The sequence below is a fragment of the Saccharothrix sp. S26 genome, assembly GCF_021390395.1.
Classification (GTDB): Bacteria; Actinomycetota; Actinomycetes; order Mycobacteriales; family Pseudonocardiaceae; genus Actinosynnema.
Genome location: NZ_JAJUWT010000003.1, coordinates 284,688 through 309,745, shown reverse-complemented (window position 1 = coordinate 309,745; position 25,058 = coordinate 284,688). Strand labels below are relative to the sequence as shown.

The following is a 25,058-nucleotide window of genomic DNA, read 5'->3' as shown; positions in this document are numbered from 1 at the left end:
AGGATGCCCGCCGAACCCGCTCGGCGTGCCGGATTCAACCGAACCCGGCCGTCCGAACCGGTCCCTGGTTCGGTCCGCTCAGGCCGATCTCGCGCTGTCCAACTCCCGGAGGAGGTCATCGGCCAGGGCGACCACCGACATCTTGATCTCGTCCGGGTCGCTGAAGCCCGCCTCGGCATCGGCCGCGAGCACGGGGAGCAGGTCGTCCGGGCGCGCCGCCAGCACTCGAAGTTCCGCCACCGCCTGTGTCACTACAGTGCCCGACAAGTCGTCCGCGACCAAAGCCGTCAGCGCCTGCGCCAACCGGGTCGTGTCCACGGCACGGAGCAGCCGGAGCACGTCGAGCCCGTCCTTCGGCTTGAGCCGGTGCGGCTGCCCCCGCCGTTCGGCGATCTTGACCACTTTCGACACGATGAGGGCGGCCGGACCCGCCACCTTGATGCCGAACGACCGGGCGTCGTCGCCATCCAGCGAGCCGATCACGCGAACCTCGTTGTCCACGACCACCGGCTCCAGCCCGGAAGTCCTGCGGGCCGTCGCCTTGGCGTCGTGAGGGGGACGAAGGCGGGCAGACCGCCTGCCTGCCGAGCCGCTGAGCGCTTCAGGCGCCATCAGGTCGACGGCGATGTCACCGCGCCCGAGCCAGGTTCCCGGCTGGCCGCCGGGCACGAACCCGGCGGCGCGCATCGCGTCCGCGATGGAAGGCTCGTCGGCCAGCCGGTCGGGGATCAAGGCCAAGTCCGCGTCGGTCGTGGTCGGCGCGGTGACGAAATCGGCGTCACCGGCGTGGATGTAGACGGCCTGCGCGCCGACGAGCACGACCGCGTCGCGGTGCGGCCCGAGCCCGTCGAGGGCGTCCAGCAACACCGAACGAGCCTTGACGTACTCCTGCGGGATCACGCCGCCCACCCTCGATCACCGGCACCGAGGGCGGTCATCAACTGCTCGGCTTCCTCGCTCGACCGACCCGGCCCGGTCAGCAGGTCTGCCACCACCTGCGCGGGTGGCGCGAAAGCGACTCCGTCGACGACCCTCGACCTCGCGTACACCACTTCGTCGTACGGGCTCATGATCACGACGTTCGCGCCCCGGTCGACCGCTCGCAGGCGCAGTTGCTCGATCATTCCGGCCGGGTCCTCGGCGTACAGGCTCAACGACACCAGCGGCGACACCGGGGTCACGCCGTCCGGGAGGTACGCGCGCACAGCTGCGGAGCCTGTCACGGCGATACGAGTGCTCGCCTGCGACAACGCCTGCAACGCGTGGGTCAGCCCGCGTGGGTCCAACGTGGTCACCACGTCGTTCGAGGTCATGACGTGGTAGTCCTGCACCCAACGCTCGATCAGCGCTCGCTTGCGGACGGCGATCACCGAGCCGTGCTCTTCCCGGTCGATGACGGCTTCCCGGTCGAGCAAGTCGAGGACCCTCGCGCTGGTCGCGACACCGACCTCAGCTCGTTCGGCGAGGTCGCGCACCCCCATGGGGAGCGGCGTCTCGCACAGCTCCAAGAGCACCTTCGCGGCGGCCGGCCCGCGCAGCGATTTGAGCAACCGGTCCGACGGATCGCGCAACCCGCTTCGATCCGCGCCCATGCGGTCGAGGAACACCGCAGGCCGGTCCAGCCTGAGGCGGAAGTTGCCGGTGGTGTCGAACCAGCCCAGGCCGTGCTTGTCCAGTTGGGCTCGGGTCGTCGGAGAGACGAACGGCGCAGCCAGCAACGCCCCGCCGATCCTCCGGTCGTCGGCGGCGGCCACGTTGGCGTACAGGTGCAACCGCTCGGCCACCGAAGCGACGTCACGGGGCACGACGGCCGCCTTGCACTCGATCAGCACACCGACCTTCGTTCCATCGGGTGCGGTGATCGTGACCGCGCCGTCGGGCCGGTCGCCGCGGCGCGCGCCGGCCCGTGGCACATCGTGATCGAGGGCGATCGACCACGTCGGGGGCAACGTGCAGAGCAGCGCTTGCTCGACGAGCGACAGCAGCTGCACGGTTGAGGTTGTTCCACGTTTCACGCTGTTCCGCGACACACGGAACAGGCTACTTTGCGAAACGCCGTGGTACTACCGCCGTAGGGTCACCCGATGGCGGCCAATCCAGCCGCCGTGCCCGCAGCGCGCAGCACGTCCTGGAGCATCGGTTGGGTCAGCTTGCCGGTGAACGTGTTCTGCTGGCTCACGTGGTAGCAGCCGAACAGGTGCAGCGGCTCGCCGCCGTCCTGGGCGGGCAGGGTGACGTGTGCGCCGTGGCCGAACACCGGGCGCGGGCGGGGGATCTGCCAGCACGCGGCCAGCACCGGGAGCAGGGCCTGCCAGCCGAACGCGCCCAGCACGAGCACCGCGCGCAACGTCGGCCGCAGCAGTTCCAGCTCGCGGATCAGCCAGGGGCGGCAGTTGTCGCGTTCCTCCGGGGTCGGCTTGTTCTCCGGCGGCGCGCACTTCACCGGGGCCGTGATGCGGGTGCCGATCAGCTCCAGGCCGTCGCCGACGTGCGTGGCCGTCGGCTGGGTGGCCAGGCCCACCGCGTGCATCGCCGCGTACAGGAAGTCACCGGAGCGGTCGCCGGTGAACATGCGCCCGGTGCGGTTGGCGCCGTGCGCGGCCGGGGCCAGGCCGATGATGGCCAGCGACGCGTCGTCCGGGCCGAAGCCGGGCACCGGGCGCCCCCAGTACTCCTGGTCGCGGAACGCGGCCCGCTTGACCCGCGCCACCTCCTCGCGCCACGCCACCAGCCGCGGGCACGCCCGGCAACTGGTAACCCGTTCGTCAAGAGCGGAAAGCGGGAGCACCGGCGACGACTCCGATCGTAGAGTTCGACCATGACCGACAAGAACGGCGACGAGCAGGCCGCCAAGGACAACGGCGACGAGAAGGACCTCCCCGCCGACGACCTCGTCACCACCCAGCACAGCATCACCGTCAAGCGGCGCAAGCTGAACTACACCACGACCACCGGACGGGTGGTGCTGCGCCAGGAGGTGCTGACCGAGGGCAAGTTCGACGGGCACCTGCCGAAGGCCGAGGTCTTCGTCACCGCGTACACGTTGGACGGGGCGGACCCGGCGAAGCGGCCGGTGACGTTCGCGTTCAACGGCGGGCCGGGCTCGTCCAGCGTGTGGCTGCACCTGGGGCTGCTCGGACCGCGCCGGGTCGTGTCCGGCGACGTCGGCGACCTCGCGCCACCGCCGTACGACCTGGTGGACAACCCCGAGACGCTGCTCGCGCACAGCGACCTGGTGTTCATCGACCCCGTGTCGACGGGGTACTCGCGGGCGGTGAAGGGCGAGAAGCCCGGCCAGTACCACGGGTTCCAGGGCGACCTGGAGTCGGTCGGCGAGGTGATCCGGCTGTGGACCTCGCGCAACGGCCGGTGGATGTCGCCGAAGTTCCTGGCGGGCGAGTCGTACGGGACCACGCGTGCCGCCGGGCTGGCCGACTACCTCCAGTCGCGGTACGGCATGTACCTCAACGGGCTGATGCTGATCTCGTCCGTGCTGGACTTCGCCACGCTCGACTTCAGCGAGGGCAACGACCTGCCGCACACGCTGTTCCTGCCGACGTACGCGGCGATCGCGCACTACCACGGGCTGCACGGCTCGCGGTCGTTGGAGGACGTGCTGGCCGACGCCGAGGACTTCGCCTCGCGCGACTACCCGTGGGCGTTGGCGCGCGGCAACCGCCTGTCCACTGAGGAACGGGCGGCGGCGGTGGCGCGGCTGGCCGGGCTGACCGGGCTCAGCGAGGACTACGTGGACCGGGTGAACCTGCGGATCGAGCACGTCCGGTTCTTCACCGAGCTGCTGCGGTCGCGGCGCCTGGTGGTCGGCCGGTTGGACTCGCGGTTCACCGGCGCGGACGCCGACTACGGGCGGGAGCACTTCAGCGAGGACCCGTCGTACTCGGCGATCCTCGGGCCGTACACGGCGGCGTTGAACCACTACGTGCGGGCGGAGTTGGAGTACGAGAACGACCTGCCGTACGAGATCCTGACGATGAACGTGCGGCCGTGGTCGTACAAGGAGTTCGAGGGGACGCACGTGACGGTGGCGAACAAGCTGTCGTCGGCGATGCGCGCCAACCCGCACTTGAAGGTGCACATCGCTTACGGCTATCTGGACGGCGCGACGCCGTACTACGCGGCCGAGCACGTGGTGGCGCACCTGCAGATCCCGGAGGAACTGCACGCCAACATCGAAGCCGCGTACTACCCGGCGGGGCACATGATGTACGTGCACGAGCCGTCGCGGGTGCAGCAGTCGAAGGACTTGGCCGACTTCGTCCAATCCGCCTCCAACCGCTGAGACCTGGGGTTTCGCTCGTCCGGGTCGCGGTGAGGAGCCCGCGAAGATCACCCGGACGAGCGAACCAGGTGTCGGCGGGGATCGATGTCATCGCGGATTTCGTTGCCGGAAGTATGGAGGCGGCGCACGGCGGGGCCCGTGGGTGGAGCGGCGCGGGGAATCAGGGAGGGGCGGGGTGGGCGTCGTCGGCTGCCCGGGCTGCGACCTGGTGGCGGTCGCCGCGCCCTGCCGGGCGGTGTGGTCGACGAGACGCCGTCGTGGGTGGTGAACCACGTGGTCGGGCCGATGAACGTCAGCACGCTCGTCGTCGGGCGGCGCGGCGGGGCTCGGCTGGGTGGTGCGGCGGGCCGGCGGGCCGGCGGTGCGGCGGTGCGGTGAGCCGCCCGGTGAGGTGGGCGGCGCGGGGGGGTGGGTGGCCCGGTGAGGTGAGGTGGGTGGGGTTGGTGGTCAGATGATGTGGCGTTCCTCGGCGAAGTGGCACGCGCTCGGGTGGGTGCCGATCCGGGTCAGCAGGGCCGGTTCGTCGGTGGCGCACACGTCCTGGGCCTTCCAGCACCTCGTGCGGAAGCGGCAGCCGGTGGGTGGGGTCAGGGGGGAGGGGACGTCGCCCGTCAGGCGGATCACGTCGCGGCGGCCGCGCAGGGTCGGGTCGGCGACCGGGACGGCCGACAGCAGTGCCTGCGTGTACGGGTGCGTGGGGTGCTCGTAGATCTCCTCCTCCGTGCCGATCTCGACGATCTTCCCGAGGTACATCACGGCGACCCGGTCGGACAGGTGGCGCACCACCGACAGGTCGTGCGCGATGAACACGTAGGCCAGGCCGAACTCGCCCTGCAGCTCGGCCAGCAGGTTCATCACCTGCGCCTGGATCGACACGTCCAACGCGGACACCGGCTCGTCGCACACGATCACCTTCGGCCGCAGCGCCAGCGCCCGCGCGATCCCGATCCGCTGCCGCTGCCCGCCGGAGAACTGGTGCGGGTAGCGGTTGATGTGCTCGGGGTTCAGGCCGACGACGTCGAGCAGCTCCCGCACCCGCCCGGCCCGCGACCCGCGCGGCGCGACCTCGGGGTGGATCTCGAACGGCTCGCCGACGATGTCGCCCACGGTCATCCGCGGGTTCAACGACGTGTACGGGTCCTGCAACACGATCTGCATGTCGCGCCGCCACCGCCGCAGCGCCGCGCCACGCAGCGAGAACACCGGTTCGCCCTCGAACAGCGCCGTCCCCGACGTCGGCGGCTCCAGCCGCATCAGCACCTGCGCCAACGTCGACTTGCCGCACCCCGACTCGCCGACCACGCCCAGGGTCTCCCCCGCCCGCAACGAGAACGACACGCCGTCCACCGCCCGCACGCGCCCGACGGTCCGCCGGAACGCCACCCCGCGCGTCACCGGGAAGTGCTTCACCAGGTCGCGCACCTCCAGCAGCTCACCCACCGACGACCTCCTCCGCGAAGTGGCACGCACTGCTCCGCCCGGGCCCCAGCGGCACGTCCGGCGGCACGCGCGCGGCGCACACGTCCTCCGCCCGCGGGCACCGGGGGTGGAACGGGCAGCCCGACGGGATGCGCAGCAGGCTGGGCGGCAGCCCGCGGATCGTCTCCAGGGCCGCGCCCTTGGCGTCCAGCCGCGGCAGCGAGCGCATCAGCGCCGCCGTGTACGGGTGGCCGGGCGCGCGGAACAGCGAGACGGCGTCGGCCTGCTCCACGATCCGCCCCGCGTACATCACCACGATCCGGTCGGCGACCTCGGCGACCACCCCGAGGTCGTGCGTGATCAGGACCAACCCCATCCGCCGCTCGCGCTGGACCTCCGCGAGCAGATCCATGATCTGCGCCTGCACGGTGACGTCCAGCGCCGTCGTCGGCTCGTCCGCGATCAGCACCTCGGGGTCGAGCGCCAGCGCCATCGCGATCATCGCCCGCTGCCGCATCCCGCCGGAGAACTGGTGCGGGTACTCGCGGACCCGTTGCCGCGCCGCCGGTATCCGCACCAGGTCCAGCAGCTCGATGGCCCGCGCCCGCGCGTCGGCCCGGCTCATCCCGCGCCGCAACCGCAGTTGCTCCTCGATCTGGAACCCCACCGTGAACACGGGGTTCAGCGCCGACAGGGCGTCCTGGAAGATCATCGCCACGCCCTCGGCCCGGATAGCGCGCCGACGTTCGGGCGACGCGGTCAGCAGCTCCTCGCCGCGGAACCGCACCGAGCCCCGCGTCACGAACGCGGGCGGCGTGTCGAGGATCCCCATGATCGCCTGCGCGGTCACGCTCTTGCCCGACCCGGACTCGCCGAGCACGGCCACCGTCTCGCCGGCCGACACGTGGTAGCCGACGCCGTTGAGCACGCGCGCCACCCCGTCCCGGGTCCGGAACTCCACGTGCAGGTCCTCGACCTCCAGCAGCATGAACGCCCTCCTACCGCAGCTTCGGGTCGAGGGCTTCGCGCACCGCGTCGCCCAGCATCACGAACGCCAGCACGGTGGCGGTCAGGAACCCCGCCGGGAACAGCAGCGCGTGCGGCGCGACGCGCAGGTAGTCCTTGGCGCTGTTGATCATCACGCCCCACGACACGACCGGCTGCCGCAGGCCGATGCCGAGGTAGGACAGGGTGGCCTCCGCGCCGATGAACGCGCCCAGCGCGATGGTCGAGTAGACGAGCACGGGCGCGACGCAGTTGGGCAGCAGGTGCTTGCCGATGATGCGCCGCGACGACGCGCCCAGCGCCCGTGCCGCCTTGACGTAGTCCTGCTGCTTGGCCGCGATCGCGGTGGACCGCATGATCCGCATCGCCACCGGCCACGACAGCACCGAGATCGACAGCACCACCTGCGCCACGATCCGCGCCGGCCCGGCGTCACCGCCCGCGTTCAACGTGGTCAGGATGACGATCGCGCCGAGCACGAACGGCACGCCCACGAACACGTCCGCGATGCGCGACACCACCGCGTCCAGCCGGCCGCCGTAGAAGCCCGCGAGCATGCCGATGGTGGCACCGACCAGCACCACGCCCAGCGTGGACAGCAGCCCGACCACGATCGACGCCCGCGCGCCGTGCACGACGCGGGCGTAGACGTCGTAGCCCTGGTTGTCGTAGCCGAACCAGGCCCGCGCCGAGGGCGCGCCGCGGGAGCGGGACAGGTCGGCGGCGTTCGGGTCGGCCGAGGAGAAGAGACCCGGGAACGCGGCCATCAGCAGCACGAGGCCGATCAACGACACCGACACCCAGAACAGCGGCCGCCGGCGCAACGCGTGCCAGGCGTCGCCGAACAGGCCGCGCGGTCGTTCGGCCACGAGCGTGGTCGCGAGTTGGTCAGTCATAGCGGATCCTCGGGTCCAAGACCGCGTACAGCAGGTCCACCAGCAACGTCATCAGCAGGTACACCAGCACCAGCACGGTCACCACGCCGGTCACCATCGCGCCGTCCTTGGTCAGGATCGACCGGAACACCAGGCCGCCCACGCCGGGCACGTTGAAGATCCCCTCGGTGACGATCGCGCCGCCCAGGAACGCGCCGAGGTCCGTGCCGAGGAACGTGATCACCGGGATCAGCGAGTTGCGCAGCAGGTGCACGCCGACGATCCGGCGCGTCGGCAGGCCCTTGGCGAGCGCGGTGCGCACGTAGTCGGCCCGCCGGTTCTCCGCGATGCTCGCGCGCGAGAGCCGGGCCACGTAGGCCATGGACAGGCTGGCCAGCACGAACCCGGGGACGATCAGGTTGCCGAACGTCGGCGTGGTCACGGTGGGCGCGATCCAGCCGAGCTGCAACCCGAACACCAGCTGCACGGCGTACCCGGTGACGAACACCGGGATGGAGATCAGGAACAGCGTCGACACCAGCACCAGGCTGTCGAGGAACCCGCGGTCGCGCAGGCCCGACACGACGCCCGCGGTGATGCCGATGACGGCCTCGACCAGCAGCGCCACCAGGGCCAGGCGCAGGGTCACCGGGAAGGTCGCGGCGATGCGGTCGACCACCTGCACGCCGGACGACGTGACGCCGAAGTCGCCTTGGAGCAGGTTGACGAGGTACTTCCAGTACTGGAGCAGCAGCGGGTCGTCGAGGTTGAACCGCTCGCGCATCATCGTGATGTAGGAGGCGGGGCAGTCGCGTTCGCCGCACTTGCCCTCGAACGGGTCGCCCGGGACCGCCCACACCAGCACGTAGATCAGGAACGTGGTACCGACGAAGACCGGCACCATCTGCAACAACCTGCGCAGCACGTAACGCCCCAACGCGCGCTCCCCTCGGCAGAGGGCCGGTCCGGGTCGCCCGGACCGGCCCGAGGTCGTCAGGCCACTTCCACCGAGAAGAGGTCGAGGGTGCGGAACGGGTCGAGGTTGGCCACCTTCAACCGGTCCGAGCGGCCCGCGATGGTGTTCTGCGTCCACAGCGGGATGGACGGCAGGTCCGGGGCCATGATCCGCTCGGCTTCGAGGTACAGCTCGATCGCCTCGTCCTCGCTGGTCGCCTTGTCGGCCTCGGCGAGCTTCGCGTCGAACGCCGGGTTGGAGTACAGCCCGTCGTTGGACGACGCGCCCGTGCGGAACAGCGGCGTCAGCCAGTTCTCGATCGACGGGTAGTCGGCGACCCAGCCCGCCCGGTACATGCCGGTCATCTCGTGGGCGTTCACCTTCTGCCGGAACTCGCCGAAGCTGGTCGACGGCACGAACCTGGCCTGCACGCCGAGGGTGTTCTTGATGCTGTTGACGACGGCTTCGGCCCATTCCTGGTGCCCGCCGTCGGTGTTGGACAGCAGCACGATCTCCCCGGTGTAGCCCGACTTGGCCAACGCCGCCTTGGCCTTGTCCGGGTCGAACGTGCAGTACTCGCCGCACTGGCCGGGCCGGTAGCCCTTCATCAGCGGGTGCACCCAGCCGTCGGCGGGCTTGCGGGTGCCCTCGAAGATCCGCTCGGTGATCTCCTCGCGGTTGATCGCCATGGAGATCGCGCGGCGCAGGTCCACGTTGTCGTAGGGCGGCAGGTAGAACGGGAACGCGATGGTCTGGTTGTTCAGCGTCTCGCGCTGCACCACCCGGTCGCCGAGGTCGGTCTCGTACTGCCTGCCCGCCAGCGCGTTGGGCGGCAGCTCCTCCATGAAGTCGAGGTTGTTGGCGACGAGGTCGGCGTAGGCCGACTCGCGGCTCTGGTAGACCTTGAGGGTGAGGTCCTTGAACTTCGGCTTGTCGTCGCCCTTGTAGTCGTCGTTGCGGGTCAGCTTGATGTCGGTGCCGACCGTGCGCGAGACGAACTTGAACGGGCCGTTGCCGATCGGGTGCCCCTCGAAGGCGGCGCGGTCTTTGAAGAACACCTCGGGGAGCGGGGCGAAGACCTCGTAGCCGATGGTGACGGGGAAGACGGCGAACGGCTCGGACAGCGTGATGGTGAACGTGTGGTCGTCCACGATCGCGAGGCCGGACATCGTCTCGGCGGTGGGCGCGGGCGGTGCTTGGGGCTTGTCCGGGCCGTCGGGGTCCTTCGGGTGGACGGCGTCGTAGCCCTCGATCTGGGAGAAGAAGCTCGCGCCCTGGGTGCCGTTGGGGCCGTAGGCGGTCCAGTTCCAGGCGTCCACGAAGCTCTTGGCGGTGACCGGTGAGCCGTCGTGGAACAGCCAGTCCTTCTTGATCTTGACGGTGAAGGTCTTGGAGTCGGTGGTGTCGATCGACTCGGCCATCGCGTTGACCGGCTGCGCGTCCCGGGCGCGGTACTCGACCAGGCCGGTGAACAGCGGGTCGAGGACGCGGCTGCCGCCGACCTCGGTGGTGTTGCCCGGGACGAGCGGGTTCTCCGGCTCGGTGTTGAAGATCGTGATGCCGGCGTCGGCGTTCGAGCCGGTCGGGGTGTCCGTCGAGCCGCAGGCCGTGGCCGCCAGCGCGACCGCGACGACCGCGGGGACTAATCGCGGGGTTGATCGTGCACGTGCCATGGGTCCTCCCACCTGATCGGGGTAACCGAGCAGAGTCGACCGCTTTCACAGCGTGAGAGAGAACCTAGGCGCACCGTGACCGGGGCCACACGGGTGAGGGCGTCACGACCTGGTCACGATCAATCCCAGTTGACAGCCGGGATCGTGTTCGCGCGGGTGGGGACGGTGTCAGGCCAGGGCGAAGGCGATGCCGTCGAGGATGTCGTGCTCGCTGGCGACGAGCTCGGTCACGCCGTGCGGCTCCAGGTGGTCGGCCAGCGCGCGCACGATCAGCGCGCCGCCGCAGATCACGTCCACCCGACCGGGGTGCATCGGGCCCAGGGCGGAGCGCTCGTCGTGGCTCATGGTGAGCAGCTTGGCGGTGACCTCGCGGATCCGGTCCAGGCCCAGGCGGGCGAGGTGGATCTCCTGCGGGTCGTAGCGCGGCAGTTCCTTCGCCAGGGCGACGAGGGTCGTGACGGTGCCCGCCACGCCGATCCAGGTCTTGGCGCGGGAGGTCGGCACGGCGGCGAACGCCTCGGCCAGGACGTCCCGGGTGACGGCGACGGCCTGCTCGACCTGGGCCTCGGTGGGCGGGTCGGAGTGCAGGCAGCGCTCGGTGAGCCGCACGCAGCCGATGTCGACCGACCGGGCGGCCTCGACCTCGCCGCGCACGCCGTCCCACGTGCCCAGGACCAGCTCGGTCGACCCGCCGCCGATGTCGGAGACGAGGAACGGGCCCTCGTCGGTGTCCAGGTCGGACACCGCGCCGGTGAACGACAGGCGGGCCTCCTCGTCGCCGGTGATGACCTCGGCCTCGACGCCCAGCACCTCGCGGGTCATGTCGAAGAAGGCGTCCTTGTTGGCGGCGTCGCGGGTCGCGGAGGTGGCGACCATGCGCACGTGCTCGGTTCCCTTGCGGCGCAGGGTGTTCGTGTAGTCGACGAGCGCGGCGCGGGTGCGGGCGATGGCGTCGGGGTGCAGCTCGCCGGTGGCGTCGACGCCCTGGCCGAGGCGGACCACGCGCATCTCCCGGTGCACGTCGCGCAGCCACCGCCCGCCACCGTCCGAAGTGGTCACGTCGGCCACCAGCAGGCGGATCGAGTTGGTCCCGCAGTCGATCGCGGCCACGCGTGCCATGCCTGAGGTCCTTCCGACTGCTGCCGTGGTCTCGGTGCAGTGAGCAGGGTAGTCCCCCACCCCCACCCCGTGAGTCCTACGTTCAGAACGCGAGTGTCCTACGTTCAGGACACCCGAGTTGAACGTTCGGAACACGGGTCGGGGCGAGGCTCAGTCACGCGGCGGGGTCGGCGGTGCCGCCGGCTCAGGTGGCCTTCATGGACGACGTGGACGACGTCGGCTGGGACGAACCCGAACCGCTCGACGAGCTGCCGCCGGTCGTGGCGGCCGGGGGCGTCGTGCCGATCGTGCTCTCGGTGGTCGTGGTCGTCGTGGTGGTGGTCGTCGTCGGCGTGGGGCAGCCCGGCGGGAGCGGCGGCGTCGTGGTCGGCGTCGTCGTGGACGTGCTGGTCGTCGGCCCCGTCGTCGGCGTGGGGCACGTCGGCGAGGTGGTCGTGGTCGACCCCGGCGGGAAGGTGACCGAGACGGTCACGCCGGGACGGGTCGTGGTCGTCGTCGTGGTGGTCGTCGGGTGCGACGACGTGCTGGACGACGGCGGGTTCGTGGTGCCGGGCGGCACGGTGCCCGGGTCGTTGCCGCCCGGGGTGGTGCCCGCGCCCGTGTCCTGGCCGAAGTCGTCGTCCGAGCCGATCACGTCCGGCAGCACGGGCACGCCGCTGGCGTAGACGTCCGCCCAGTACAGCACCGTGGCCACGTACTCGTTGGACTGGTTGTAGCGGAACACCGCGCGGGCGCGTTGCTCCGGGTTGCTCACGTCCGCGTTGTGGGCGCACAGGTAGTTGCCCGCGCCGATGGTGGCGTCGTAGATGTTGTTCGGGTTGCGCTCGCCGTCGGCGTTGCCGTCGGCCGCGTACCCGGCCCAGGTGGACGGGATGAACTGCATCGGGCCCACGGCGCGGTCCCACGTGCGGTCGTTGTCGAAGCGGCCGCCGTCGGTGTCGCGGATCGCGGCCACGCCGGGCGCGCCGTTGAGCACCGGGCCCAGGATGGGCTCGACCGTGGTGCCGTTCTCGGTGACGCGGCCGCCGCGGGCGTGGCCGGACTCGATGCGGCCGATGCTGGCCAGCAGCGGCCAGTCCAGGTGGCAGTTGGGCGTGGTCTGCGCCAGCCGGTCGGCCGCGCGCATGTAGGCGTCCAGCATCACGCCGGGGATGCCGTGCTGGCCCTCGCGCAGGAAGCCGCCCTCCAACGGGGGCAGGTCGTCCTCGAACTCCGACGGGTCGTCGGCGTCGGCCAGCAGGCTCGCGCTGACCTCGTCGGTCTCGGGCAGGCGGCCGGTGGCGCCGAGCTTGCCCTGGCGGTCCAGCGCGAGCGTGCCCAGCACGTCACCCGGACCCGGCGGCACGGCTTCGACGTCGGCACGGCCGGAGAGCGTCACCCAGTCGAGTGGCGTCGCCGTGTGCAGCAACGCCGGCACGAGCATGGCGGCCGTCGCGGTCGCGGCGAAACCCCACTGCCGCGGCGTCATAGTGCCCGGATGGACCTTCGTCCGCTTCCGCCCCCGACGCTTCGACTTCGGCACAGCCCCGAACTCCCCATCGACTCGTCACCCGGCCTGCAGACCAGCCTGCCTGATCCGATCAGCGGTGTCACGGGCGTGCCCCGGCTTTGTGCCCGAAGAACTGCCCGGACGGTCAGTTTTTCACCGTTGACGCGCACTCGCCGCTCGGCCACCACTGCGAGAGCAGGTCAAGCGCCTCGTCGCCGAACGGGTTCACCCCCCGGCCGACGGCCAGCGCGTGCGCCACGTGCACGTGCAGGCACTTGACGCGCCCCGGCATGCCACCCGCGGTGACGGTGGTGCCCAGCGGTTCGATCGCGTCCCGCTCGGCCAAGTACAGCTCGTGCGCCCGGCGGTAGCGTTCGGCCAACTGTTCATCCGCGGCCAACCGGTCCGTCATCTCCTTCATCAACCCGGCCCCTTCGAGCCTGCTGACGTAGGAGTTCAACCGGGAGCAGGTCAGGTAGTACAGGGTCGGGAACGGCGTGCCGTCCTCCAGCCGGGGGCTGGTCTGCACGACCGCCGGGTGCCCGCTGGGGCACCGCGCGGCCACCGCCCGCATCCCCCTCGGCTCGCGGCCCAACTGCGCCGCGACCGCCGCCCGGTCCTCGTCGCTCACCGTCATCGTGCCGCCGCCGAATCCCACAACTGCTCGTACCACGCCTTGTCCTCGGCCGGTTTGGTCTCCGGTCGCTGTTGTTCCAGTTCGCGCTCCTCGTCACCGGGGAGCTGCACGATGTAGGGCGTCTCGCCGGGCCGCACGTAGTGCAGCCTGCGCCGCGACTCGGCCTCCACGTGCGCCGGGTCGGCCAGTTCCCGCTTGCGCTGCTCCAGCTGCCCGACCTCGGCCCGCAGCGTCTCCTGCGAGGCGGTGACCTCGCGCAGCTCCTCGCGTTGCGCCAGGTACGTGCGCAGCGGCACGGCGATGCTCAGCGCCAGCGCGCACACCACCATCGCCAGCAGCGCGGCCCGGCGCGTGCCGGTCATGCCGAACGCGCCACCGGTGCCCGCGCCCGCCCTGGTCCGCGCCCGGGACTGCGGCTTGCGCGCCGCGGGCCTCGGGCGCGGTGGCGCGTCGCGGGGCTCGCGCTTGCGGGCCTGCCCGTCGCGTGCCCGGGCAGGGCGGGAACCCCGCGCGGCCTCGCGGCCACGCCGGGGTTCCCGTTCCCGTCGTGCCATCAGCTCTCCGGCGTGTACCGCGGGAAGGCCAGGTCACCGGCGTAGCGCGCGGCGTCGCCCAGGGCCTCCTCGATGCGCAGGAGCTGGTTGTACTTCGCGGTGCGCTCACCGCGGGCGGGCGCACCGGTCTTGATCTGGCCCGCGCCGACGGCCACGGCCAGGTCGGCGATCGTGGTGTCCTCGGTCTCGCCGGACCGGTGCGACATCATCGACTTGTAGCCGTAGGAGGTGGCCAGCGCGACCGCGTCCAGCGTCTCCGACAGCGTGCCGATCTGGTTGACCTTCACCAGCAGCGCGTTGGCCGCCCGGCGGGAGATGCCCTCCTCCAGCCGCTCCGGGTTGGTCACGAACAGGTCGTCGCCGACGATCTGCACGCGCTCGCCCAGCTCGGCGGTCAGCTGCACCCAGCCGTCCCAGTCGTCCTCGGACAGCGGGTCCTCGATCGACACCAGCGGGTAGGCGTTGACCAGCTCGGTGTAGTAGCCGGTCATCTGCTCGGCGCTGCGCTTGGTCTTCTCGAACGTGTAAGCGCCGTCGGAGAAGAACTCCGTGGCGGCCACGTCGAGGGCCAGCGCGATGTCGCGGCCGGGCGTGAAGCCCGCCTTCTCGATCGCGACCAGGATCAGGTCCAGCGCGTCGCGGTTGCTCGACAGGGACGGCGCGAAACCGCCCTCGTCGCCCAGGCCCGTGCCCAGGCCCTTCGACTTCAGCACCGACTTCAGCGCGTGGTAGGTCTCCGCGCCCCAGCGCAGGGCCTCGCGGAAGCTCTCCGCGCCGATCGGCGCGATCATGAACTCCTGGATGTCCACGTCGGTGTCGGCGTGCGCGCCACCGTTGAGGATGTTCAGCATCGGCACCGGCAGCACGTGCGCGTTCGGGCCGCCGACGTACCGGAACAGCTCCAGGCCGCTGGACGCCGCCGCCGCCTTCGCCACCGCGAGCGAGACGCCGAGGATGGCGTTCGCGCCCAGGCGGGACTTGTCCGGCGTGCCGTCGAGGTCGACCAGCTTCTGGTCCACCACCCGCTGCTCGACGGCCTCGATGCCGACCAGCTCGGGGCCGATCTCGTCGAGCACCGCCGTGACCGCGCGCTCGACGCCCTTGCCCAGGTAGCGCTTGGCGTCGCCGTCCCTCAGCTCGACCGCCTCGTGCTCGCCGGTCGACGCGCCGGACGGAACCGCGGCGCGCTCCAGCGTGCCGTCGTCCAACGCCACCTCTACCTCGACGGTCGGGTTGCCTCGCGAGTCCAGGATCTCGCGGGCGCCGACCTGCTCGATGACCGCCACGTGCGCTCCCTCGTCAGACCATCTGTGTATCGATGCCGAGCCTAGTTGGTGCAAGGTGTGGGACGGCCCCGGCTCGCCTGTTGGGGCGCCGGCAGGGAGGGGTTCACGCGTGGTTCACGTGGCGCGGGGTGGGGACGGGCCGCTGCTGGTGCTGCTGCACGGGCTCGGTGCGACGGGCTCGGTGTGGCGCTCAACTGCGCGAACGTGGCCCGGGGCGTGGTTGGCGGTGGACCTGCCGGGCCACGGTCGGTCGGCGCCCGCGGCGCGGTACTCGTTCGGTTCGCTGGCGGCTTCGGTGGCGGCCGTCGTGGGTTCGGGGCCGGTGGCGGTGCTCGGGCACTCGCTGGGCGGTGTGGTGGCGTTGACGCTGGCCAGCGGCTGGTTCGGGGTGGACGTGCGGGCGGTCGGCGCGGTCGGGGTCAAGCTGCGGTGGACCGACGAGGAGCTGGCGCGGGCGGCCTCGCTGGCCGCGAAACCGGCGCGGGTGTTCCCGACCCGCGAGGAGGCCGCGGCGTGGGCGGCGAAGCTGGCCGGCGTGCCGTTGGACGACGGCGTGGTCGAGGTCGACGGCGGGTGGCGGGCGGCGCTGGACCCGGCGGCGTTCGGGGTGGGCGCGCCGGACGTGGCGGGGCTGCTGGCGGTGGCGAAGGCGCCGGTCGTGCTGGCCGCGGGCGAGGCCGACCCGATGTGCCCGCCCGAGCACCTGCTCGCGGCCCAGCCGGGTGGAATCGTGCTGCCCGGGGTGGGTCACAACGCCCACGTGGAGCGGCCGTCGTCGATCGAGCCGGTGCTCGACCGGCTGCACGGCGCTCTCGTGGCGTGACACACCGGTCCCGTCATCCGGTCGGCTGTCGTACGGCGGCCGGATGGCCGGGTAGCGTTGATCGAACCATGACGGACAGCACCTTCGAGGCGTTCCGCCGAGCCGAGGCGCTGCTCGCGGAGCGCCGCCCGCTGGAGGCGCTGCGCGAGCTGCGCGTCGTGCTCGAAGCCGCGCCGGACCAGGTGGGCGTGCAGCTGCTCGCGGGCCGCGCCTACCTGGGGTCGGCGCAGCTCAAGCGCGCGGAGGCGGCGTTCCGCCGGGTGCTGGAACTGGACCCCAGCGACCACTACGCGCGGTTCGCGCTGGGTCGCACGTTGCAGCGGCAGAGCCGGTTGACGGAGGCGGTGACGCAGCTGCGGATCGCGGCGGCGATGAACCCGTCACCGGAGTACCAGGAAGCGCTGGGCGAGGTCAGCGCCCGGCTGGCGGTGGAACGGGACCGATGACGACGCACGAGCTCGGCCCCGTGGTGGCCGAACGGCGGCTGGAGGCCGTCGCCCCGGACGGCACGCGCACGGAGGTCGTGGTCCGCTTCGGCCGGCCGCGCCCGGACCCGCTCAGCCCGAACGACGACTGGTGCTGCCCGCACCAGGTGCTCGGCCTGGGTGACGAGGCGGTCGGCGCGTCGTTCGGCGTCGACTCCCTGCAAGCGCTGCTGCTGTCCGTGCACCGGGTGCGGCTGGAGCTGGCCTCACGCGCGCAGCGGGCGTCGGTCGAGCTGGACTGGCTCGGCCTGCCCGACCTGGGCCTGACCGTCGACCCGAACCCGACCAGGCCCTAGCCGATGCTGGCGCGGGCGTAGGCGTCGGCGCCGCTGTAGACGTTCTGGCCGTACTCGGTCGAGTTGTTGTAGGCCAGCACGGCGGCCCACCAGCCCGCGCCCGTGCCCAGGTCGCGCCCGCCGGAGCAGAGGTAGCGGGCGGCGGCGAGGGCGGCGTCGTCGATGTTCTGCGGGTCGGGGGCCTGGCCGTCGCCGTTGGCGCGCACCGCGTACCGGGCCCAGGTGGTCGGGATGAACTGCATCGGGCCGACCGCCCGGTCCCACCTGGTGTCGCCGTCGAGCACGCCGCCGTCGCTGTCCGCGATCGCCTTCACGCCCGGTGAGCCGTCCAGCGGGATGCCGATGATCGGGCGGGACGGCCGGCCGTCCTCGCCCAGCCGCAGGCCGCCGATCGTGCCGTGGTGGGACTCGATCCGGCCGATGCCCGCGAGCGTCGCCCACGACACCCGGCACGACGGGTTCTCCGTCCGCATGATCAGGTCGGCGATGGCGTACGCGCGCAGCGCGCGGCTCGGGATGTCGGTCTTCTCCGCCAACGTCGCGGCCCACGCGACGAGCGGGTCGGCGGAGGACTCGTCCTGGCCCGCCGGCGGGACGCCACCGCCGGAACCGGGCAGGGCGGGCGCGGCGGCGCCGGGCTCGACCGCCTGGAACGGCACCGGGAACGGCGGGTCGGCGGCCTGCCTGGGCGCCGAGCGGTGGAACGTGGCCAGGGCCCACGCCCCACCCGCCACGACGGCCAGCAGGATCAGCACGAGCGCGAGGCGTCCGACGAGGTTGCCTGCACCGCCGCGCGACGGACGGCGCGGCTCGGTCTTGGACGGCGGCGGGACGACCACCGCCCCAGGCTACGTGCTCTTGGCGGCCGCCCGGCGAGGATCACAGACCAATTCGTCCCCGATGCCGGATATACCACGTGTCCGGCGATTTGTGCCACTAGACGCCCGAGCACAGGCTTGCCTAAGTTCGATGAGCCTTAGTTAACTCCGTGTGAGGACAACGCCGTGCTCGTCAGCAACGGGCTCATCGGGCTGCGGGAAGGGCTGGAAGCGGCCCTGGTCGTGAGCATCCTGGTGGCCTTCCTGGTCAAGACCGACCGCCGGTCGCGCCTGCCCCACGTCTGGTTGGGCGTCGGCGCCGCCGTCGCGCTGTCGGTCCTGGTCGGCGCGGTCATCACGTTCACCACCGCCACCATGACGTTCGAGCAGCAGGAGGCGTTCGGCGGCGCGATGTCGCTGCTTGCCGTCGCGTTCGTCACCGCGATGATCTTCTGGATGCGGTCCACGGCCCGCACGATCGCCGCCGAGCTGCGCGGCAAGCTGGACCGGGCGCTGGAGGTCGGGCCCGCCGCCGTGGTGGTGCTGGCGTTCCTCGCCGTCGGCCGCGAGGGCCTGGAGACCGCGGTGTTCTTCTACTCGAGCGTGCAGAGCGCGGGCAACACCGTGCAGCCCATGATCGGCTTCCTGGTGGGCATCGGCGTCGCGGTCGCGCTGGCGTACCTGCTCTACCGGGGCGCGATCCGGTTCGACCTGGGCAAGTTCTTCACCTGGACGGGCGCGCTGCTGGTGTTCGTGGCGGCGGGCGTGCTCGCCTACGGCCTGCACGACCTCCAGGAGGCCGCGATCCTGCCCGGCCTGGACACCCTGGCGTTCGACCTCAGCGAGACCGTGCCCGAGGACTCCTGGCTCGGGGCGCTGCTCAAGGGCATCTTCAACTACTCGCAGCGCACCACCGTGCTGCAAGCCATCGCGTGGACCGCGTACGTCGCGATCGTCCTGCCGCTGTTCCTGATCCGCCCGCGCGTCGCGGCGAAGAGCTGAAACCGGAGAACCACCAGTGCCCCTCCCCGCCGTGCGCCTCACCGCCCTCCTCGGCTCCGTCCTGCTGCTCGCCGCGTGCGGCGACGAGCCCGCGCCCGCGGGCGCGGGCGGACCGATCGCGGTCGAGGCCACCGACGACGCCTGCAAGGTCGCCCGCACCACCGCGAACACCGGCAACGTGACGTTCGAGGTGACCAACAAGGGCAGCAAGGTCACCGAGTTCTACCTGTTCGCCGAGGGTGACCGGATCCTCGGCGAGGTGGAGAACATCGGCCCCGGCCTGACCAGGCGGCTGATCGTGGAGGTCACCGAGGCGGGCAAGCTCCAGACCGCGTGCAAGCCCGGCATGAAGGGCGACGGCATCCGCGGCGAGTTCACCGTGTCGGGCGAGGGCCGCAAGGCCACCGACGGCGACGCCGGGCTCGCCGAGGCGACCAAGAGCTACCAGCGGTACGTCAACTCGCAGGCCGACAGCCTGCTCGCCAAGACCACCGAGTTCGTCGACGCGGTCAAGGCGGGCAAGGTCGAGGAAGCGAAGGCGCTGTTCCCCGTCACCCGCACCTACTGGGAGCGCATCGAGCCCGTCGCGGAGAGCTTCGGCGACCTCGACCCCAAGATCGACGGCCGCGAGGACGTCATCGAGGAGGGCATGGAGTTCACCGGCTTCCACCGGCTGGAGAAGGACCTGTGGCAGGACGGCCTCCAGGCCGACTCCGCGGGTGTCGCCGACCGGCTGCTCACCGACGTCAAGGACATCGTGGCGAAGGCCAAGGCGGTCGAGCTGACCCCGTTGCAACTGGCCAACGGCGCGAAGGAGCTGCTCGACGAGGTCGCCACCGGCAAGATCACCGGCGAGGAGGACCGCTACTCGCACACCGACCTGTGGGACTTCCGGGCCAACGTCGACGGCTCCCAGGCGGCCGTGGCGGCGCTGCGCCCGGTGATCCAGGGGCGTGACGCGGCGCTGGTCACGTCGGTGGACGAGAAGTTCAAGGCCCTGGACGAGCTGCTGGAGCAGCACCGCGCGGGCGACGGCTTCAAGCTGTACACCGAGCTGTCCGAGGACGAGGTCAAGGCGCTGGCCGCGGCGGTCGACGCGCTCGGCGAGCCGATCAGCCGGGTCGCGGAGGTGGTGTCGCAGTGACGGGTCTGCCGCGGCGCAGGCTGCTCGGGTTCGCCGGCGCGGGTGTCGCGCTGGCCGGGGCCGGTGCGGCGGTCGGCGCGCTGTCCTCGTCGTCGTCCTCCTCGGACCAGGTGCGACTGACGGGCGCGGAGGCCGTGCCGTTCCACGGCGAGCACCAGGCCGGGATCACCACGCCCGCGCAGGACCGGATGCACTTCGTCGCGCTGGACGTCACCACGACCAAGCGCGCCGAGCTGATCTCCCTGCTGAAGGAGTGGACCGAGGCGGCACGCCGGATGACGGCGGGCCAGGAGGCGGTCGAGGGCGGCGCGGTCGGCGGCAACGCCCAGGCGCCGCCCAAGGACACCGGGGAGGCGCTGGACCTGCCGCCGTCCGCGCTGACCCTCACCATCGGCTTCGGGCCGTCGCTGTTCGACGAGCGGTTCGGCCTGTCCGGGCTCAAGCCGCCGAAGCTGATCGACCTGCCCCGGTTCCCCGGCGACGACCTCGACGAGCGGCGCACCGGCGGCGACCTGTGCATCCAGGCGTGCGCCAACGACCCGCAGGTGGCCGTGCACGCGATCCGCAACCTGGTGCGGATCGGCTTCGGCCGGGTCTCGGTGCGGTGGTCGCAGCTCGGGTTCGGCCGCACGTCGTCCACCTCCACGGCCCAGGCCACGCCGCGCAACCTGTTCGGCTTCAAGGACGGCACGAACAACGTCAAGGCCGAGGACGCCGACGCGCTGCGCGAGCACGTGTGGGTCGCGCCCGGCGACGGCCCGGACTGGCTGGTCGGCGGCACCTACCTGGTGGCGCGGCGGATCCGGATGCACATCGAGATCTGGGACCGCACCCCGCTGGCCGAGCAGGAGCAGATCGTCGGCCGCACCAAGGGCGTCGGCGCGCCGCTCGGGCAGGTCGCCGAGTTCGACCCGGTCGACCTGCACGTCAAGGGCAAGGGCGGGCAGCCGGTGATCGGCGAGACCGCGCACGTGCGGCTGGCGTCGGCCGAGCACCTGGGCGGCGTGCGCATCCTGCGCCGCGGCTACAACTTCACCGACGGCTCCGACGGGCTCGGCCACCTCGACGCCGGGTTGTTCTTCCTGTGCTTCAACCGCGACACGGGCAAGCAGTTCGTGCCCATGCAGGCGGCGCTGGCGGCCAAGGACAAGATGATGGAGTACCTGGAGCACAACGGCTCCGGTCACTTCGTCGTGCCGCCCGGCGTCCGCGAGGGCGGCTTCTGGGGCGACACCCTGTTCACCTGACCCCGGTCACGGCGTGGGCGACGGCGGTTCGGCGGTGGGGGTGGTCTCGGTCGTCGGCGGCACGGTCGAGGTGACCACCGGCTCGGTGGTCGTGGGCGCGGTGCCCGTCGTGGGCAGCGCCCGGGTCGTCGGCAGGTCGGCGCGGGCCCGAGGACCGGCCGCCTGCGTCGACGTGGCCGGCGGGACCTCCACCGGGTGCTGGTCGTGGCGCTGCGGCCTCGGCTCCGGCGACCGGGTGACCTCCGGCGCGGACGACGACGTCGCCGTCACGTGGACGACCACCGGCGGCAGCGGGGCGGGCGGTGCGGCGGTCCGGACGCTCACCAACGTCTGGTAGGCGGTCGGTGGCGGTTGGGCCGACGGCGGCGGGTCGGGGTGGCCGAAGGACAGCGCCAACACCGCCACCCCACCCGCCGCCGCCAACGGCAACCCCACGACCGCGGCCAGGCACCCTCGCCCGCCGCGCGGCGACTCACGATGGCTCACGACACCCCGTCCCCCGAACCGATCTTGCGTGTACCCATTGATCGGTTTCGGACCACCGGCCGCAACCACCGTGGCGTCACACGCCCGGGTGGACTCGATCAGGTGAGGGGCGGGAGCTGCGGCGGAACGGCCGCCGGCCGCGCCTCCAACGCCTCCAGCGCCAGCCGCACCGCGGTGTCCAACTGCGGGTCGCGCCCGGCCACCCGGTCCTGCGGCGTGATCACCACCTCCACGTCCGGGTCGACGCCGTGGTTCTCCACGCCCCACCCCGGCCCGGCGAACCACGTCGCGTACCGCGGCTGCGTGACCAGCGTGCCGTCCACCAGGTGGTAGCGCATGTCGATGCCGATCACCCCGCCCCACGTGCGGGTGCCGACGACCGGCCCGATGCCCATCTCCTTGATCGCCACGTTCACGATGTCGCCGTCGGACCCGGCGAACTCGTCCGCGATCGCCACGACCGGCCCGCGCGGCGCGTCACCGGGGTAGCTGTCGGCCGTGGTGTACCCGCGGGCCACGGACCAGCCGATGATCCGCCGCCCCAGCTTCTCCACCACCAGCTCGGAGGTGTGCCCGCCGCCGTTCTCCCGCACGTCGAGCACCACGGCCTCGCGCGCCAGCTCCACCCGCAGGTCGCGGTGCAGCTGCGCCCAGCCCGCGCCCATCATGTCCGGCACGTGCAGGTACCCGACCCGGCCGTCGGACAGCTCGTGCGTGCGCGCCCGCCGGTCGGCCACCCACGCGTGGTAGCGCAGCGGCTCGTCGTCCTCCAGCGGCACGACCACCACGCGGCGCGGCTCGCCACCGCCGCCGGGCCGCACGGTCAGCTCCACCGGCTTGCCCGCCGTGCCGACGAGCAGCGGCGCGGGCCCGGTCACCGGGTCCACCTGCCGCCCGTCGACCGCCACGATCGCGTCACCGGCCCGCACCGCGACCCCGGGCGCGGCCAGCGGCGACCGCGCCGCCGGGTCCGACGTCTCACCGGGGATGACCCGCACGACCCGCCACGCGCCCGCCTCGTCCCGCTCCAGGTCCGCGCCCAGCAACCCCACCGCACGTCCCCGCGACCCGCCCGAGGGGATCACGTAGGCGTGCGAGGTCCCCAGCTCGCCCTGCACCTCCCACAGCAGGTCCACCAGGTCGCTGTAGCTGCCCAGCCGGTCCACCAGCGGCCGGTAGCGCTCCAGCACGCCCGCCCAGTCCACGCCGCCCATGTCGGTGCGCCAGAAGTGGTCCCGCATCAACCGCCCGGCCTCGGCGTACGCCTGCCGCCACTCGGCCGCCCGGTCCACCACCACCCGCACCCGCGACAGGTCCACGTCCACCGAGTCGTGGTCGTCGGAGTCGACCTTCCGGTCCGTCGGCACGACCCGCAGGTCGCCGCCGTCCTGCACGGCCATCCGCTGCCCGTCCCCGGTGACCGCGAACGCGTCCACGCCGTCCACCAGCACTTCGGTGCGCGACTTGGCCAGGTCGAACCGCTCCAGCACGGCCCGGGGCGGCCGGGCCGTCGGGTCGGCCAGGTTGTCGCCCAACACCCCGCGCACCGGCGACCGCAGCCACAGCAGCCCGCCCTTGGCGGCCGTCAGCCCGGAGTAGCGGGCCGCCGCCACCGGCACCGTGACGACCCGGTCGGCCAACCCGTCGAGGTCCACCACCGTGATCGGGTTCTCGCCGTCGGAGTCCTTGTCCTTGTCCGACGAGTCGTCGCCGACCGGACGGCCCAGGCGCAGCGGGTCGAACGGCGACGGCGTGGTCGCGGCCAGCGGCAGCAGGTAGGGCCGGCAACCGGTCGGGAACGACAGGTCGAACACGTGCGCGTCGTAGACCGGGTCGAAGCTGCGCACCGACAGGAACGCCAGGTAGCGGCCGTCCTCGGTGAACGTGGGCGAGAAGTCGGAGAACCGCAGCGGCGTCACGTCCACCACCGACAGGTCCGTCGTGTTCGTCATCCGGATGTGCTGCAACGGCCGCGGCCCGGGGTGCGACCACGCCAACCAGTTGGAGTCGGGCGCGAACGCCAGGTCGCTGACGTGCGGGTTCGCCCCCTTCAACACCTCGCGCACCTCACCGGACTCCACCTCGACCAGCAACAGCCTCCCGTCGTGGGTGGCCACCGCCAACCGCCGCCCGTCCGGCGACACGGCCAGCTCCAACACCCGCCCGAGCTTGCCGACCGCCACCCGGCGCGGCTCGTTGCCCGGCTCGACGCCACCCACCGGCGCGAACTCCAAGCCCTCCTCGCCGTCCGCGTCGGTCACCCACACCACGCTGTCCCCGACCACCCGCGGCAGCCGCGCCCGCACCCCGGGCTGCTCGGCCAACGCCCGCACCGGCCCGTCCCGGTGCGTCACCCAGTGCACGGTCCCGCGCACCTCGACCACGCTCGCGCGCCCGGTCCGGTCCGGGTCGAAGTCGTCGGGCCGCGACGGCACGGGCCGCGGCCTGCGCGCCGTCCGCGGCCCACCCAACCGGATGTCCAACCGCCTCGGCTCGGCACCGTCCAGCCCGTCGAGCACCCACAGCTCACCGGCGTGCTGCCACACCACCCGCCGACCGTCACTCGACGCCACCCTGGCGTAGAACTCCTGCTCGGTGTGCCGCCGCAGGTCCGACCCGTCCGGCGACACCGAGTACAGGCTCCCGACCCCCTCGTGGTCGGACAGGAACGCGATCCGCTCCCCGACCCACATCGGCGACGTCAACGACGACGTCAGCTCACCGAGGATCCGCACGAACTCCCCGTCACCGTTCGCGTCGACCCACAACTTCCCCGCCGCCCCACCCCGGTACCGCTTCCACCAGGCCGGATCACGCCCGTACACGGACGTGACGACCACCTGCCCACCCGGCCCGAAGGACACGTCGTCCACCCAACCGAACGGCAACCGCCTCGCCGGCCCACCGTCCAGGGGCACGGCGTGCGCCCACTGCCGATTCCCGGAAGCCTGCCCGGCGGACGTGACGGCGACGACCTCCCCCTCCGCCGTCCACCCCCGCACCCCGGTCGTGTACTCGCCCCAATAGGTGAGCCGCTTCGCCTCACCACCCTCGACCCCGACCAAGTGCACCTCGGGCGCACCATCGCGCCGACTGCCCCACGCCAACCACGTCCCGGTCGGATCGAACCGGGGAAAGGAAACGGGCGACTGGTCGACGGTCACCCGCCAAGCCCGCCCACCGTCGAGCGGCGCGAGCCACACATCGTCCTCGGCGACAAAGGTCACCAGATCGCCGTGCAAATGCGGAAAACGAAGGTAAGCCTCAGTCACCCCTCGACGTTAGCGCTCCGAACAACAAACGCGCAGCAGCCCACCGAGGCCCGATTTGACATGGGTTCGGGTGCTTTAGGCTGGTCGAAGCCGGCAGGCCCGGCGGGACGCTTTTCCCCGCCGGGCCTGCCGGCTTCGGCCTGCCTGAAGTGCCCGTACGGGCCCCATGTCAA

General features: G+C 72.0%; 24 protein-coding genes. 8 read left to right on the top strand and 16 right to left on the bottom strand.

What is annotated here, in order from left to right; translation table 11 throughout:
- Window positions 1–78: 78 nt before the first annotated feature.
- The 3 genes from LZG04_RS06330 to LZG04_RS06320 form a co-directional block, all read right to left on the bottom strand.
- Entirely contained in the window at window positions 79–900 is an 822-nt protein-coding gene (locus LZG04_RS06330) for a GSU2403 family nucleotidyltransferase fold protein (protein WP_233814114.1), read from the bottom strand.
- Window positions 897–1,991, bottom strand: coding sequence for a type IV toxin-antitoxin system AbiEi family antitoxin (locus LZG04_RS06325; RefSeq protein WP_233814112.1), 1,095 nt, complete (start codon window positions 1,989–1,991; stop codon window positions 897–899). The genes LZG04_RS06330 and LZG04_RS06325 overlap by 4 nt, the downstream gene beginning before the upstream one ends.
- An 86-nt stretch (window positions 1,992–2,077) precedes the next feature.
- Complete coding sequence (locus LZG04_RS06320) at window positions 2,078–2,788, bottom strand: uracil-DNA glycosylase (RefSeq protein ID WP_233814110.1); 711 nt, start codon at window positions 2,786–2,788, stop codon at window positions 2,078–2,080.
- Between the two features lie 30 nt (window positions 2,789–2,818).
- Between LZG04_RS06320 and LZG04_RS06315 the strand changes: the two genes are divergently transcribed.
- Both LZG04_RS06315 and LZG04_RS06310 read left to right on the top strand, forming a co-directional pair.
- A complete protein-coding gene (locus tag LZG04_RS06315) occupies window positions 2,819–4,300 on the top strand; it encodes a S10 family peptidase (protein ID WP_233814107.1) in 1,482 nt (493 codons plus the stop codon).
- A 138-nt stretch (window positions 4,301–4,438) separates the two neighbouring features.
- Window positions 4,439–4,678 carry a hypothetical protein gene (locus LZG04_RS06310; RefSeq protein ID WP_233814104.1) on the top strand — a complete coding sequence of 80 codons (240 nt, stop codon included), beginning with the start codon at window positions 4,439–4,441 and terminating at the stop codon, window positions 4,676–4,678.
- A gap of 69 nt (window positions 4,679–4,747) precedes the next feature.
- Here LZG04_RS06310 and LZG04_RS06305 read toward each other — a convergent pair whose 3' ends face one another.
- From LZG04_RS06305 to eno, 10 genes are all read right to left on the bottom strand, one after another.
- A complete protein-coding gene (locus LZG04_RS06305) occupies window positions 4,748–5,740 on the bottom strand; it encodes an ABC transporter ATP-binding protein (RefSeq protein WP_233814102.1) in 993 nt (330 codons plus the stop codon).
- Window positions 5,733–6,707: an ABC transporter ATP-binding protein gene (locus LZG04_RS06300; RefSeq protein ID WP_233814100.1), complete on the bottom strand. Its 975-nt coding sequence runs from the start codon at window positions 6,705–6,707 to the stop codon at window positions 5,733–5,735. Before LZG04_RS06300 ends, LZG04_RS06305 begins: the two co-directional genes overlap by 8 nt.
- Before the next feature lie 10 nt (window positions 6,708–6,717).
- A complete protein-coding gene (locus LZG04_RS06295; protein ID WP_233814097.1) occupies window positions 6,718–7,620 on the bottom strand; it encodes an ABC transporter permease in 903 nt (300 codons plus the stop codon).
- Window positions 7,613–8,536 carry an ABC transporter permease gene (locus LZG04_RS06290; protein WP_233814095.1) on the bottom strand — a complete coding sequence of 308 codons (924 nt, stop codon included), beginning with the start codon at window positions 8,534–8,536 and terminating at the stop codon, window positions 7,613–7,615. The genes LZG04_RS06295 and LZG04_RS06290 overlap by 8 nt, the downstream gene beginning before the upstream one ends.
- A gap of 56 nt (window positions 8,537–8,592) precedes the next feature.
- Window positions 8,593–10,227: an ABC transporter substrate-binding protein gene (locus LZG04_RS06285; RefSeq protein WP_233814093.1), complete on the bottom strand. Its 1,635-nt coding sequence runs from the start codon at window positions 10,225–10,227 to the stop codon at window positions 8,593–8,595.
- A gap of 168 nt (window positions 10,228–10,395) precedes the next feature.
- Window positions 10,396–11,346, bottom strand: coding sequence for a Ppx/GppA phosphatase family protein (locus tag LZG04_RS06280; protein ID WP_233814091.1), 951 nt, complete (start codon window positions 11,344–11,346; stop codon window positions 10,396–10,398).
- Window positions 11,347–11,530: 184 nt separating this feature from the next.
- Window positions 11,531–12,814, bottom strand: coding sequence for a lytic transglycosylase domain-containing protein (locus tag LZG04_RS41515; RefSeq protein WP_267935182.1), 1,284 nt, complete (start codon window positions 12,812–12,814; stop codon window positions 11,531–11,533).
- 166 nt (window positions 12,815–12,980) lie between these two features.
- Window positions 12,981–13,472, bottom strand: coding sequence for a DUF501 domain-containing protein (locus LZG04_RS06270; protein WP_233814425.1), 492 nt, complete (start codon window positions 13,470–13,472; stop codon window positions 12,981–12,983).
- Window positions 13,469–14,026 carry a septum formation initiator family protein gene (locus tag LZG04_RS06265; protein WP_233814089.1) on the bottom strand — a complete coding sequence of 186 codons (558 nt, stop codon included), beginning with the start codon at window positions 14,024–14,026 and terminating at the stop codon, window positions 13,469–13,471. Before LZG04_RS06265 ends, LZG04_RS06270 begins: the two co-directional genes overlap by 4 nt.
- Entirely contained in the window at window positions 14,026–15,312 is a 1,287-nt protein-coding gene (gene eno, locus LZG04_RS06260; protein ID WP_141979206.1) for a phosphopyruvate hydratase, read from the bottom strand. The genes LZG04_RS06265 and eno overlap by 1 nt, the downstream gene beginning before the upstream one ends.
- Before the next feature lie 109 nt (window positions 15,313–15,421).
- On the opposite strand from eno, the gene LZG04_RS06255 reads away from it, so the two are divergent.
- The 3 genes from LZG04_RS06255 to LZG04_RS06245 all read left to right on the top strand — a co-directional run bounded on the left by LZG04_RS06255 (window position 15,422) and on the right by LZG04_RS06245 (window position 16,916).
- Complete coding sequence (locus LZG04_RS06255) at window positions 15,422–16,135, top strand: alpha/beta fold hydrolase (RefSeq protein ID WP_233814087.1); 714 nt, start codon at window positions 15,422–15,424, stop codon at window positions 16,133–16,135.
- Window positions 16,136–16,203: 68 nt separating this feature from the next.
- On the top strand, window positions 16,204–16,581 hold the full coding sequence (locus tag LZG04_RS06250) for a tetratricopeptide repeat protein (RefSeq protein ID WP_233814084.1): 378 nt from the start codon (window positions 16,204–16,206) through the stop codon (window positions 16,579–16,581).
- On the top strand, window positions 16,578–16,916 hold the full coding sequence (locus LZG04_RS06245) for a hypothetical protein (protein WP_233814082.1): 339 nt from the start codon (window positions 16,578–16,580) through the stop codon (window positions 16,914–16,916). Before LZG04_RS06250 ends, LZG04_RS06245 begins: the two co-directional genes overlap by 4 nt.
- Here the strand turns inward: LZG04_RS06245 and LZG04_RS42370 are convergent.
- A complete protein-coding gene (locus LZG04_RS42370) occupies window positions 16,913–17,755 on the bottom strand; it encodes a lytic murein transglycosylase (RefSeq protein ID WP_233814080.1) in 843 nt (280 codons plus the stop codon). The genes LZG04_RS06245 and LZG04_RS42370 overlap by 4 nt on opposite strands.
- Window positions 17,756–17,920: 165 nt before the next feature.
- Between LZG04_RS42370 and efeU the strand changes: the two genes are divergently transcribed.
- Genes efeU through efeB form a run of 3 tightly spaced genes read left to right on the top strand, consistent with a single transcriptional unit; the run spans window position 17,921 to window position 21,127 of the window.
- Window positions 17,921–18,736, top strand: coding sequence for an iron uptake transporter permease EfeU (gene efeU, locus LZG04_RS06235; RefSeq protein ID WP_233814077.1), 816 nt, complete (start codon window positions 17,921–17,923; stop codon window positions 18,734–18,736).
- Between the two features lie 16 nt (window positions 18,737–18,752).
- Window positions 18,753–19,880 (top strand): iron uptake system protein EfeO, encoded by a 1,128-nt coding sequence (efeO, locus tag LZG04_RS06230; RefSeq protein ID WP_233814074.1) that lies wholly within the window; start codon window positions 18,753–18,755, stop codon window positions 19,878–19,880.
- Window positions 19,877–21,127 (top strand): iron uptake transporter deferrochelatase/peroxidase subunit, encoded by a 1,251-nt coding sequence (gene efeB, locus LZG04_RS06225; protein WP_233814072.1) that lies wholly within the window; start codon window positions 19,877–19,879, stop codon window positions 21,125–21,127. The genes efeO and efeB overlap by 4 nt, the downstream gene beginning before the upstream one ends.
- A 6-nt stretch (window positions 21,128–21,133) precedes the next feature.
- Here efeB and LZG04_RS06220 read toward each other — a convergent pair whose 3' ends face one another.
- A complete protein-coding gene (locus LZG04_RS06220) occupies window positions 21,134–21,613 on the bottom strand; it encodes a hypothetical protein (RefSeq protein ID WP_233814070.1) in 480 nt (159 codons plus the stop codon).
- Between the two features lie 98 nt (window positions 21,614–21,711).
- The gene (locus tag LZG04_RS06215; RefSeq protein WP_233814068.1) at window positions 21,712–24,684 is read right to left on the bottom strand and encodes a S41 family peptidase; all 2,973 of its coding nucleotides are present in this window, start codon (window positions 24,682–24,684) and stop codon (window positions 21,712–21,714) included.
- Between the last annotated feature and the right edge of the window lie 374 nt (window positions 24,685–25,058).

Excerpts from the sequence above, each read along its gene's own strand:
- LZG04_RS06300 (WP_233814100.1), bottom strand. The coding sequence starts at position 6,707 with ATGCTGCTGGAGGTCGAGGACCTGCACGTGGAGTTCCGGACCCGGGAC.
- LZG04_RS06270 (WP_233814425.1), bottom strand. The coding sequence starts at position 13,472 with ATGACGGTGAGCGACGAGGACCGGGCGGCGGTCGCGGCGCAGTTGGGC.
- LZG04_RS41515 (WP_267935182.1), bottom strand. The coding sequence starts at position 12,814 with ATGACGCCGCGGCAGTGGGGTTTCGCCGCGACCGCGACGGCCGCCATG.
- LZG04_RS06315 (WP_233814107.1), top strand. The coding sequence starts at position 2,819 with ATGACCGACAAGAACGGCGACGAGCAGGCCGCCAAGGACAACGGCGAC.
- LZG04_RS06280 (WP_233814091.1), bottom strand. The coding sequence starts at position 11,346 with ATGGCACGCGTGGCCGCGATCGACTGCGGGACCAACTCGATCCGCCTG.
- LZG04_RS06265 (WP_233814089.1), bottom strand. The coding sequence starts at position 14,026 with ATGGCACGACGGGAACGGGAACCCCGGCGTGGCCGCGAGGCCGCGCGG.
- LZG04_RS06245 (WP_233814082.1), top strand. The coding sequence starts at position 16,578 with ATGACGACGCACGAGCTCGGCCCCGTGGTGGCCGAACGGCGGCTGGAG.
- LZG04_RS06285 (WP_233814093.1), bottom strand. The coding sequence starts at position 10,227 with ATGGCACGTGCACGATCAACCCCGCGATTAGTCCCCGCGGTCGTCGCG.
- LZG04_RS06250 (WP_233814084.1), top strand. The coding sequence starts at position 16,204 with ATGACGGACAGCACCTTCGAGGCGTTCCGCCGAGCCGAGGCGCTGCTC.
- LZG04_RS06295 (WP_233814097.1), bottom strand. The coding sequence starts at position 7,620 with ATGACTGACCAACTCGCGACCACGCTCGTGGCCGAACGACCGCGCGGC.